The organism is Crocinitomix algicola, assembly GCF_001661595.2.
Lineage (GTDB): Bacteria > Bacteroidota > Bacteroidia > Flavobacteriales_D > Crocinitomicaceae > Crocinitomix > Crocinitomix algicola.
In genome coordinates this window covers 21,155-31,967 of sequence record NZ_LYPF02000031.1, presented here as the reverse complement: position 1 = coordinate 31,967, position 10,813 = coordinate 21,155, and the positions used below count along the sequence as shown (strand labels likewise).

General features: G+C 34.5%; 11 protein-coding genes. 5 read left to right on the top strand and 6 right to left on the bottom strand.

All coding sequences use genetic code 11. From position 1 onward, the window contains the following. The first annotated feature begins 324 nt into the window (after nt 1-324). The gene (locus tag A8143_RS16165) at nt 325-687 is read left to right on the top strand and encodes a diacylglycerol kinase (protein WP_070138602.1); all 363 of its coding nucleotides are present in this window, start codon (nt 325-327) and stop codon (nt 685-687) included. A gap of 4 nt (nt 688-691) precedes the next feature. On the opposite strand, the gene A8143_RS16160 is transcribed toward A8143_RS16165, so the two are convergent. From A8143_RS16160 to A8143_RS16140, 5 genes are read right to left on the bottom strand one after another with little or no spacing between them, the layout of a single operon-like run. Further along, nucleotides 692-2,125 (bottom strand): TlpA family protein disulfide reductase, encoded by a 1,434-nt coding sequence (locus A8143_RS16160; RefSeq protein WP_070138601.1) that lies wholly within the window; start codon nt 2,123-2,125, stop codon nt 692-694. Continuing rightward, complete coding sequence (gene coaD / locus A8143_RS16155) at nt 2,126-2,608, bottom strand: pantetheine-phosphate adenylyltransferase (RefSeq protein ID WP_070138600.1); 483 nt, start codon at nt 2,606-2,608, stop codon at nt 2,126-2,128. It lies immediately after the preceding gene. Nucleotides 2,609-2,659: 51 nt separating this feature from the next. Then, a complete protein-coding gene (gene rsmD / locus A8143_RS16150; protein WP_070138599.1) occupies nt 2,660-3,196 on the bottom strand; it encodes a 16S rRNA (guanine(966)-N(2))-methyltransferase RsmD in 537 nt (178 codons plus the stop codon). After that, nucleotides 3,187-3,951, bottom strand: a complete 765-nt coding sequence (locus tag A8143_RS16145) for a DUF3822 family protein (protein WP_070138598.1) — start codon at nt 3,949-3,951, stop codon at nt 3,187-3,189. The genes rsmD and A8143_RS16145 overlap by 10 nt, the downstream gene beginning before the upstream one ends. 15 nt (nt 3,952-3,966) lie before the next feature. Next, nucleotides 3,967-4,935, bottom strand: a complete 969-nt coding sequence (locus A8143_RS16140; protein WP_070138597.1) for a hypothetical protein — start codon at nt 4,933-4,935, stop codon at nt 3,967-3,969. A gap of 212 nt (nt 4,936-5,147) precedes the next feature. Between A8143_RS16140 and A8143_RS16135 the strand changes: the two genes are divergently transcribed. Together A8143_RS16135 and A8143_RS17405 are read left to right on the top strand one after the other, a co-directional pair. Then, entirely contained in the window at nt 5,148-6,587 is a 1,440-nt protein-coding gene (locus tag A8143_RS16135) for an ATP-dependent DNA helicase (protein WP_083261430.1), read from the top strand. Between the two features lie 2 nt (nt 6,588-6,589). Then, nucleotides 6,590-6,766 (top strand): cysteine-rich CWC family protein, encoded by a 177-nt coding sequence (locus A8143_RS17405; RefSeq protein ID WP_083261429.1) that lies wholly within the window; start codon nt 6,590-6,592, stop codon nt 6,764-6,766. Here the strand turns inward: A8143_RS17405 and A8143_RS16130 are convergent. Then, nucleotides 6,755-7,927 carry a proline dehydrogenase family protein gene (locus tag A8143_RS16130; RefSeq protein ID WP_070138596.1) on the bottom strand — a complete coding sequence of 391 codons (1,173 nt, stop codon included), beginning with the start codon at nt 7,925-7,927 and terminating at the stop codon, nt 6,755-6,757. The genes A8143_RS17405 and A8143_RS16130 overlap by 12 nt on opposite strands. Nucleotides 7,928-7,995: 68 nt before the next feature. Between A8143_RS16130 and ade the strand changes: the two genes are divergently transcribed. Further along, complete coding sequence (ade, locus tag A8143_RS16125; protein ID WP_070138604.1) at nt 7,996-9,618, top strand: adenine deaminase; 1,623 nt, start codon at nt 7,996-7,998, stop codon at nt 9,616-9,618. Nucleotides 9,619-9,742: 124 nt separating this feature from the next. Continuing rightward, nucleotides 9,743-10,813, top strand: coding sequence for a 3-dehydroquinate synthase (gene aroB / locus A8143_RS16120; protein ID WP_070138595.1), 1,071 nt, complete (start codon nt 9,743-9,745; stop codon nt 10,811-10,813).

Here is a 10,813-nt window from a genome sequence, read left to right as displayed (position 1 = left end):
AGTAAAAATATGCCCAACTTTTATGCGGAAGAAACGTTAAATTTAAACGCTTTAAGTGCAGGAACCTACGCCCTTCGTTTTTTCACTGTTGTTGGAGTTGATATTGTGGAAAAGTTGGTGGTTTATTAGTGCAAAACGAAAGTATTCGACAAACCTTTTAAAGTTTAATGAGCGCCTTTCGTGTCAATCTATGGGAATAAAACTTTAAGGTCTGTTCTATTTTACTATTTTACTATTTTACTTTGTCTAAAGAAGCACATAATCCAGTAATTAAAAATTGTAAAAAAATAAAAAATCCCCTATCTTTCAAAATGAGTATAGGACATGAAAAAACAAAAATCTAATATTTTTCGTAGCTTTTTTAATGCATTCCGAGGCATATACATCCTTTTTAAGACAGAACGAAATGCTCAAATTCATTTAGCGGCGATCATTGTTGTTGGGATTAGTGGATTTTATTTAGCAATTTCATCAACGGACTGGTTGTTTGTTTGCTCAGCTATTACTGCCGTTGTGGTTGCTGAAGGCTTTAATACTGCAATAGAAAAGACACTTGATTTTATCAGTACCCAAGAAAATCCTAAAATTGGTGTCATTAAAGATATCGCTGCTGGGGCCGTACTCTTATCTGCCTTATACGCTATTATTATCGCTGCAATAGTATTTTATCCAAAGCTATTTTTATAAAATACTATTTCTCCCCTACTCTAATTCGTTCTTGAGGGTGTAAGGCCTGTTTAATTTCATGCATTGTTTGATCAACTGACTGGTATTTACCATTTGGTGATGGAGCCAAAGCTGGTGCTGCAAAAATAAACCCTTCTTGGTCCACTAAAAAATAGGTCGGTACATTTGTTACTTTATAATCCTTGACTAAATCATGATCGGGACCTAAATAATGGAATTCCCAATTATATTCAGGGTTTTTCTCTAAAAATGTTTCATAAGTGGTCGAATCTTTATCCATACATAAAGAAACAAATTCAATATCTTGATTATACTTTGCTACTAGCTTCTTCATAATTGCTAAATCATTCAATGCCCTTTCATTCCAGGTGGCAAAAAAATTCAAATAGACAAATTTCCCTTTGTATTTAGACCATGAAATTATTTCTTGCTCATTGGTTTGTAGCTGTAATGCCGGGGCCGGAAAACCAGTTTCTAATTTTGTTATATAGTCTCTCACATTTTTAGCTACTGTAGCATTCACATTGTTCAAGGCATAAGTTGAAACCGAATCTAAAATATTCACAATGTTTGGTCGGAACCCAATTTCTCGATAGTACGCTTTTCCCAGTTTGTCAATCATAACCAACTCCCGCAATTCCGGTTTTGCCAACAAAATATCTCCTTTTAGGGCCTGCATTAATAAGGTAGGGCTAGATTTAAAAATAGCCTCCATGATTTTTTGTTCTGTAACAGGCAAATACTCACGAAATTCTTTGTCATAAAAAGCCAATAAAAACTTCATATAACGATCATTTTCATAATAAATCGGAAATCGTTCAATATACTCTAAGTACGTGTTCAACCGTTTTTTACCACGCATATTTCCACCAAATGTTTGCTCCATCTCACCTAAATCATACCTCACATAAGTTATAAAATACGGGTCTTCAACATGACGATAGGCATCTGCCACGTACAATTTAAAAGAATCCAAATAGGATAAAAACTTTCCTTGAGCAACTCCATTTTGATTTAAGGCTATATAAGAATCGAACCATTGATGATATTGTAAAATCCTATAGTTAATATCTGTAGAATCAAGATCATTGAAGTAAATACTAGTTGTTGAATTTACATAAGCAACAGGTTGATCTGAAGCAGGAAAATAGACAAAATAATCCGTATTAGGAGCGAGATACATTGAAGCTTCTGTTCGCTCAATTTCTACAATAATTTTAATCGTAGAGTTAGTTAAAACCGCAATATGAAAAGAACTGTCTTTCTCTTCCACCTTTCCTTTTCCTATTTCAACCCTATTCCTTGTCACATAATCTTGATAGGTATATACACTAACGTTTTTTCCTATAAAATCAGGCGCAAAACCAGTAATTTCGTTCTGGCCATAGCCAATACCTACGGTGAAAACAATTAGTATGTTAATTAAAAATCTTGTCATTTATGCATTTATAATTAAGTGTTCTTCATTTGTTACAAATTGTTTTATTGCACCATTATTCTTTTTAATTTCTCGAACGATAGAAGAGCTTATTGCTGAAAACTTTTTATCTGTTATTAAGAAAAGAGTCTCAATTTCAAAATTGTCATTTCTAGCAACATCTTCATTCATATGAGCGATGGCTTTTTCAAATTCAAAATCTGTTGAATTCCTTAAGCCACGAAGCAAATACCTTGCCTTTTTTTCTTTACAAAAAGAAACTGTTAAACCTTCAAATGCTTCAACTGACACCCTTTCATCTCCTTCAAATATTGACTGAATATGGGACATTCGACTTGCAATTGTATACATGTATTGTTTTTTAGAATTCTCTCCAATTGCAATAATAATGCGATCAAATTGAGGGAGAAATCTTTTGACAATATCTTCGTGTCCTTTAGTAAAAGGGTCAAAAGAACCCGGAAACACACCTATTTTTTCCATAAAATTAGTATTGAAAACGAAGTTAAGTAGATTTTATTAATTTACTTTACTCTATTCTTTCTCGAAAAAGCTAAAAGCAACGCCGCCGTAAGACTTTTCTCGTTTAAAGTTAGGCAATTTTTTCAATGATTTTCTATCACTATGTTCAATCACTAAAACACCATCTTCTAACAATAATTCACGCTCAAAGACAGTTTCACATATCTCTTGCAGGTTATCAAAATCAAATGGGGGATCAGCAAAAATCACATCAAACTTTAGGGGTGTTTCGGCAAGAAATTCAAGCGCATTTTTACGTATGATAGACCAATTAACATCATCTATCTCATGAGCTATTTTTTGTTGGAATTTGTATGATACGGGATGTTGGTCCACACTCACTACTTTACCAACTCCTCTCGATAAAAATTCTAAGCTAATATTTCCCGTCCCCGAAAACAAATCTAAAATTTCCAGTCGGTCAAAATACATGCGCGCATCTAAAATACTAAACAAGGCTTCTTTCGCCATATCCGTAGTGGGACGAGATGGAAATTTTTTTGGTGGTGAAAATCGTTTCCCTTTATACTTCCCTCTGATTATACGCATAATAATTGTTTGGCTAGCAAAAAATCTTCTGCAGTTTCAGCCTCATTTGCAATTTTTATTTTGGAAGCGAAGTGATCTTGTAATACCTTTAACCCTTTCCAATTTTCTTTTTGTCCGTAAAGATGAATATCAAAATCTGATTGATCTAATTCTTTTTGCTCTAACACAAAGTGAACAAAATAAATGATATCAGACAATTCTTTGTAATCAAAGTGATTAAAATAAACCAATTTTGACTTTTGCGTCAATAATAAATAAAACCCCTTTTCGTCGATCAATAAATGAAGCTTTGGACTAAAAGTAGGAAGGTCAAAAACTCCTTTTAATAAAGCTGTCGAACGATGCACAATTTTGATTCGTGGAAATTTAATCACGAAAAGCGATTTAATCCAAAGAGGAACCTCGTAAATATTTACAATACCCAATTCCGGAATTCGATTATAATCCAAATTTTCAAAAGGCTCCGGATAATTCAATTTAAAGATTTCTTTTGGTTTAGAAAAAGAAAATAAATCCACTGGAATTAAGGTATTCCGAATTGTACCCGTCGTGAGAGAATAATTTAAATATTCATATCCAAATAATTCATCCTTCAATAAATCTGCTAATTCATCCTTTGAATACGTACTTAATTCGAATCGTTTTCTGGAAATAATCTTTTTGGTTTTAGGATTTAGTATAGCGAATTGAAAACAATCTGCCGTTAAATCCATGCAAAGCGCACATTGATAAGCATCTTCTTTATTCACCCCCATGCACTTACCCTCAATTTAATCTTTCCAGCTTTCTCTAGTCGTATTAGAGTTTAAGTCTCCAATAGAGTAAACAATTGAATCTTCTCCTAGCTGTTTATTCAACGGATGTAACATCTCAATATAAATTGTTGGTATTACAACCTCATTTACGATAGTGCTTGCTGTGTCTAGCGTAACCAAGTTTTTAGTATGCGGCACAAAGCGCAATGAATCTGGATGAAATTGTAATGAAGCACCAGTTTTAGCTCTATTATCTATTCTTGTAGAATCTCTGAAAACGGCATCCAAAACTTTCACGTAATTTGTATCACGTTTAAATCCTTCTAAGTCAGCCGGAGGATTTTCAGAGTTCGCTAACAATGTTGCTTCAACCTCTGTCATTAAATTATCAATTGGACGATTATCACCATAAATAAAATCACGCTCTTCAGGAGTAATTTTACGTTCAGGAATAGATCCTCGCTTATAGATTTTCATTTTCTTTCCATTTTTCACAAAATCGATTAATACATCGAAACTATTTGTGTAGTGTCCATGGAATTCTTTATATGCCAGTTCAGCTTCTTTAATATCATCCATTCTGGCTTTGATATCTATGTCGCGAATCTCAACTGCTGCATTAAATTCAACAGTTTCTTGAATATTCGTGTAATCCATATAAATAACAACAGCAGAACAAACAACCATTGCAGCCATTATTAGGTAGCCTACAAAAGATTTCGCAATGTCAAATAAGTATAAGAACCAAACCACTGCTGCCGCAAGGAAAAATAAACTTGCATAAAGGAAACCTGAATTTTGGGTTAACTCAACCGTATCTTTTACAACCTCACCCGATTCGGAAAGTTTTGAACTGTTTAATTCCTGTACTTCTGGCACTACCGCCATTTTCAATAGGAATAATCCAACAATTAAAAATAATACCGGCCACATGAATCGTCCGATATAATATTTCACTTTATCTAAAGTATTAAAAAAATCCATTTTTAAATTTTAATTCAGTACACTCTTATTGGACAAAACTACAATTTTTTTCGAACGTTAATCTGTCAGTCAATATATTTTTTACATATTTAACTCAATGATATGAACAATCGTTTTTAAATAGTTCAATACCTTAGCGTTTCTTAAGCAGTAAGTGGAGTAAAATTAATAATTCCATAACATTGAAAATCATCAATAAAACGCTATAAACCTTGAAAAAGCCTATATTAAAGTCCACTTTTATTGAAAACTTGAATGAAAATCTCGGTTTTGCCCCTACCACTGATCAAACTCAGGTTATCGATTCGTTAACAGACTTTGTTTGGACTTTTGGTAACCAAAGCTCAGAAGGTCTTGAGATATTCGTTCTAACTGGGTATGCAGGAACTGGAAAAACTAGTTTAATTGGAGCCTTTGTCAATACACTTCCAATACTTCGTCTCAAATCCGTATTGTTAGCACCTACCGGAAGAGCGGCTAAAGTTTTATCGAATTATAGTAACGTCAAAGCTTCAACCATTCATCGGAAAATTTATTTCAGTAATGAAGCAGAAGGTGAAAATGCTTTTACTTTAGGACAAAACAAGCATAAAAACACGGTTTTTTTAGTTGATGAAGCTTCCATGATTTCCGTGAGTAGCAATCATCAATACTCTGAGCGAAGTTTACTTGATGATTTAATTGAATACGTTTATTCTGGTGAGAACTGTAAATTGGTTTTTATTGGAGACAAAGGTCAGTTGCCACCTGTAGGAATGTCTCAAAGTCCCGCATTGGAATTAGATTTTATTCGAGCAACCTATGGTTTAAAAATATACAGTGGTGCATTGAATGAAATTGTACGTCAAGCCGAAGAATCAGGTATACTCTCTGTCGCTACATGTTTGAGAGATTTTGAGGATTTACCGCCAATGCTTCCTACCGAATTTAAAGATGCAAGAGCTATAAACGGCACCGAACTACAAGAAGAATTGGAGAGCGCGATTAATAATTATGGTCGTGATGAAGTCATGGTTGTCACGCGATCGAACAAACGAGCTAATTTATTCAATGAGCAAATAAGAAGAAGAATTTTGTGGCAAGAAGATGATTTAAATGCTGGAGATGTTTTGATGGCGACACAAAACAATTACCATTGGTTGGACGCAAAATCACAAGCTGGATTTATTGCCAATGGTGAGTTAATGGAAATCCTAAAAATCATTCGGAGAGAAGAGATTTTTGGTTGTGAATTTGCGGATGTTTTGGTTCGACTGATCGATTATCCAGACATGAAAGATGTTGAAATAAAAATTTTGTTAAATGCTATTCGATACGAAGGCCCTTCAATTCCTAGAGACATGATGAAGCAGTTATTTTATCGAATTGCTGCGGAAGAGTATCCTTATCTTACCAACAAAAAAGAAAGAAACAGAAAAGTAATGCAAAACCCTTATTTTCAAGCGGTACAAGTTAAGTTTGGTTATGCAGTCACTTGTCACAAAGCACAAGGAGGACAGTGGAGTGCTGTTTTTGTGGATCATGGTTATTTTGTTGATGACATGTGGGATGTTGAGTATATGAGGTGGTTATACACCGCTATTACACGAGCAAGTGAACAGTTATATATGGTGAATTTTTCACCAGCATTTGTGGGTGAACAAGAATTTTAAAAATGAAAAAACAATGCACTAAATGCCATGCTTCGTTCGAATGTAAAGTCGAGGAGATAGAAAACTGTCATTGCACTAAAGTAAAATTAGAGCAAGAAATTCTAGAACAATTACGGAACGAATTTGAAGACTGTCTTTGTCCAAAATGTTTGGACGAATTATCTCGCTTATCGCAATGATCGACGTCTTTTTAACTCGGTCATTATTAAACTTAACTCTCGCCCAGTTTGACCAGCCACAGATGTATTTTCTTGTGCTCTTCGTATAAGGTAAGGCATAACTTCTTTTACCGGACCATAAGGCACATATTTTGCCACATTATAACCTTCATGAGCAAGGTTAAACGAAATATGATCACTCATACCTAACAGCTGAGCAAAAAAGACACGTTCATCACCTTTATCAATCTTGTATTGTTTCATTAATTCTACAAGGTATAGCGAACTTTCTTCGTTATGTGTTCCAGCGCATAGCGCAAATTTGTCTAGGTTTTTAACAACAAACTCTAATGCTAAATTATAATCTCTATCTGTATCTTCTTTTGTTGCTTGTATTGGTGACGGATAGCCTTCTTTTTCAGCTACCGCGCGTTCTTTCTCCATATACGCACCGCGGACCAGCTTAATACCAGGAATAAAATTTCCAGCAATTGCTTCTTGATAGGTTTTCTCCAAAAATGCTAATCTATCGTGACGATACATTTGAATGGTGTTAAAAACGATTGCACGATCTTTATTGTATTTCATCATCATGGCTTTCGCCATTCGATCAATTACATCTTGAAACCAACTGTCTTCTGCATCTATGAATACAGGAATATTTGCATCAAAAGCCGCACCACAAATAGCATCAACTCGTTTTACCGCTGCAGTCATATCATCCCGCTCTTCATCGGTCATTTCAGCACCTTCAATATTTGCTTTACGCAATAAAGCTGTACGAGCAATCCCCGTAATTTTAAAAACAGCAAAAGGAATATTTTGATTGTTCTTAGCAGTCTCTATTGAAGCGATTATCTCATCTCTCGTTCGATCCAGATCATCATCCGAACTTTTACCTTCAACCGAGTAATCTAAAATTGTACCGATTTTGTAATCGCCCAATTCTTTAATTTTCAAACTACAATCTGAAATTGTTTCACCACCGCAAAAATGTTTAAAGATGGTTTTCTTCACCAATCCTTTAATCGGTAAACGTATGGCAAAGGCTATATTTGTAGCAACCTTGCCAAACTTCACTAACCATGGTTTACCTATCATTTTAAACAAACGATAAGTCCAGTTTAAATCGCTATTGTTCTTACCAGCAAAAGCAATCTCCGTATTATCAAACGAAATCATGGCGTAAATATAAATGGAATTTACTACATTGCTTCTTGATTATTTTCAAAAATTTAACACAACTAGTTTTGACAGTAAAAGGCAATATCGTAGACATTGAAAATCAACAAATTTACAAAGGAGAAGTTCTGATTGAAAATGGAAAAATTAAAGCTATAAACCGAGTTGAGCATAGTGAAGAAAATTATATTTTACCCGGTTTTATTGACGCTCATATTCACATTGAAAGTTCGATGCTTGTTCCTTCTGAATTTGCAAGAATCGCGGTTAAACACGGAACAACGGCAACCGTTTCCGACCCACACGAAATTGCAAATGTTTTAGGAATTGAGGGCGTTAATTTTATGGTTGAAAACGGAAATAAGGTTCCTTTTAAATTCAATTTTGGTGCTCCTTCTTGTGTCCCCGCTACAGCCTTTGAAACTGCAGGTGCTACAATTGAGGATAAAGGAATAAAAGAATTGCTTGAGAGACCAGAAATTTTATACCTCGCTGAAATGATGAATTACCCCGGTGTAATTTATAAAGATGAATCTGTGTTGAAAAAATTAGCATGGGCCAAACATTTTAACAAACCTATCGATGGACATGCGCCAGGACTTATGGGCGACGATTTATCGACCTATATCAATTCAGGAATTTCAACGGATCATGAAAGTTACACTTTTGAAGAAGGGTTAGAAAAACTTCAGAAAGGAATGAAAATTTTGGTGCGAGAAGGAAGCGCCGCGAAAAACTTTAATGCCCTTATACCCCTTGCTAAGGAATGGGCAGACATGATGATGTTTTGTTCAGATGATAAACATCCCGATGATTTGCTCGTTGGCCACATTAATACATTAGTTGAACGTGCAATTGATGTAGGAATACCACTTTTTAGCGTTCTCAAAATGGCATGCATTAACCCCGTTAAACATTATAACTTGAACTGTGGTTTACTAAATATAGGAGATGATGCAGATTTTATCGTTGTTAAAGATCTCAAAAACTTTAAGGTCCAACAAACGTTTATTAATGGTGATATTGTCTATGACATGGGTGAATCAAAAATTCAGCCTGTTCAATACAACAAACCAAACTATTTTAACTGTGCTCCTATCAAGGCGACTGATCTAAGTATAAAAGCAACAGAAAAGACCATCCGTGTAATTGAAGCTTTAGATGGAGAACTAATTACAAAAAAAAGCATCGTTGAAGCAAAAATAGAAAACGGTCAATATGTGTCTGATATCGATAGGGATCTACTTAAAATCGTGGTTATAAATCGCTACAATAACAGCAAACCAGCAGTTGGATTTATTAAAAACTTCGGATTAAAAGAAGGTGCTATCGCTTCTTCAGTTGCACACGATTCTCATAACATAATTGTGGTTGGAACAGATGATCAACAAATTGCCATTGCTGCTAATGCCATTATTGCGCAAAAAGGTGGAATTGCGGCGGCTTCTCCCACAACAGTTGATGTTCTACCTTTACCAATCGCTGGCATTATTAGTGATAAATCTGCTGAAGAAGTAGGTCCATTGTATGAAAAGCTAGATTTGAAAGCAAAAGAAATGGGTAGTACACTTCGATCTCCTTATATGACCCTTTCATTTATGGCTTTATTGGTTATACCTCAACTAAAAATGAGTGATTTAGGCTTATTTGATGGTGAAATATTTGAATTTTCAAGTTTAAGTATAAAATAATTTACTGCAAGAATTAAACGAGTAAACATAAATAAGGTCGTTTTTTTAATTCTTATGTTTTCTATAAAAGGGTAAGCTGAATTTTAATATGAAATTATGAAAGTTTTATCTTTGTTAAAGCATTATGAACACACTTAACTACAACAATTCTGAAATAAGATTTGGCGCATTATCCGATTCAGGTTTTAATGATTTAATCTCAACAGGTCGATTTAAAAACGCGAAAAAAATCATCTTCACAGATGAGCACATTTATGATTTATGGATAGAGCATTTTATACTCGAGAACGACAGTTTACGCGAGGCTGAAATTATTCAAGTACCTGCTGGCGAATCTTCAAAATCTATTGAAATTTGCCTTCAACTTTGGGAAACGTTAAGTGCTTATGAAATTGGTCGCTCAGATTTAATTATTAATATTGGAGGTGGAATGATCACGGATTTAGGTGGTTTTGTAGCGTCTACTTATAAAAGAGGTATTCCTTTCATCAATGTCCCAACCAGCTTACTCGCACAAGTTGACGCTTCTGTAGGAGGTAAAACTGGTGTAGATTTAGGTCCTTTTAAAAATCAAATTGGTGTTTTTGCTGATGCTGACTTTGTTTTTATTGACACCAATTTCTTGACGACTTTACCCGAGGAAGAAATTAAGTCCGGTTATGCGGAAATGTTAAAACACGGACTCATCGCTTATAAATCATACTGGGAAGACTTGACACGAATAAACCCTGTTAGTCAATCAAATAAACTCCTCGATCGCATAAAAACTTCAGTAGCGATAAAACGGGACATTGTAGTTGAAGACCATAAAGAAGAGGGTAAAAGAAAAATCCTCAATTTTGGTCATACGATTGGACATGCCGTTGAAGGATTTTTTATCAGTCAAAACAAAGCAATTCCCCATGGCTTTGCTGTGGCTGCAGGCTTACTAACCGAAAGTTATATTTCAATGCAAAAAAAATTCATCACACCAAACGATTTTGATCAAATAAAAAATGGCCTGAATGAATTATTTGAATTACCGCTTGTAAAAGAAGCTGATTTTCCAGCAATATTAAATTTAATGTTAAATGATAAAAAAAACACCACTAGCGGAATTAACTTCACTTTACTTAAAGGGATTGGGAATGGCAGTTACAATCATATTGTTCCAATCGAAGAAATTATTCCTGCTTTGCAACTTTTGGTGAAATAA

Excerpts from the sequence above, each read along its gene's own strand:
- A8143_RS16165 (WP_070138602.1), top strand. The coding sequence starts at position 325 with ATGAAAAAACAAAAATCTAATATTTTTCGTAGCTTTTTTAATGCATTC.
- A8143_RS16160 (WP_070138601.1), bottom strand. The coding sequence starts at position 2,125 with ATGACAAGATTTTTAATTAACATACTAATTGTTTTCACCGTAGGTATT.
- coaD (WP_070138600.1), bottom strand. The coding sequence starts at position 2,608 with ATGGAAAAAATAGGTGTGTTTCCGGGTTCTTTTGACCCTTTTACTAAA.
- rsmD (WP_070138599.1), bottom strand. The coding sequence starts at position 3,196 with ATGCGTATAATCAGAGGGAAGTATAAAGGGAAACGATTTTCACCACCA.
- A8143_RS16145 (WP_070138598.1), bottom strand. The coding sequence starts at position 3,951 with ATGGGGGTGAATAAAGAAGATGCTTATCAATGTGCGCTTTGCATGGAT.
- A8143_RS16140 (WP_070138597.1), bottom strand. The coding sequence starts at position 4,935 with ATGGATTTTTTTAATACTTTAGATAAAGTGAAATATTATATCGGACGA.
- A8143_RS17405 (WP_083261429.1), top strand. The coding sequence starts at position 6,590 with ATGAAAAAACAATGCACTAAATGCCATGCTTCGTTCGAATGTAAAGTC.
- A8143_RS16130 (WP_070138596.1), bottom strand. The coding sequence starts at position 7,927 with ATGATTTCGTTTGATAATACGGAGATTGCTTTTGCTGGTAAGAACAAT.
- aroB (WP_070138595.1), top strand. The coding sequence starts at position 9,743 with ATGAACACACTTAACTACAACAATTCTGAAATAAGATTTGGCGCATTA.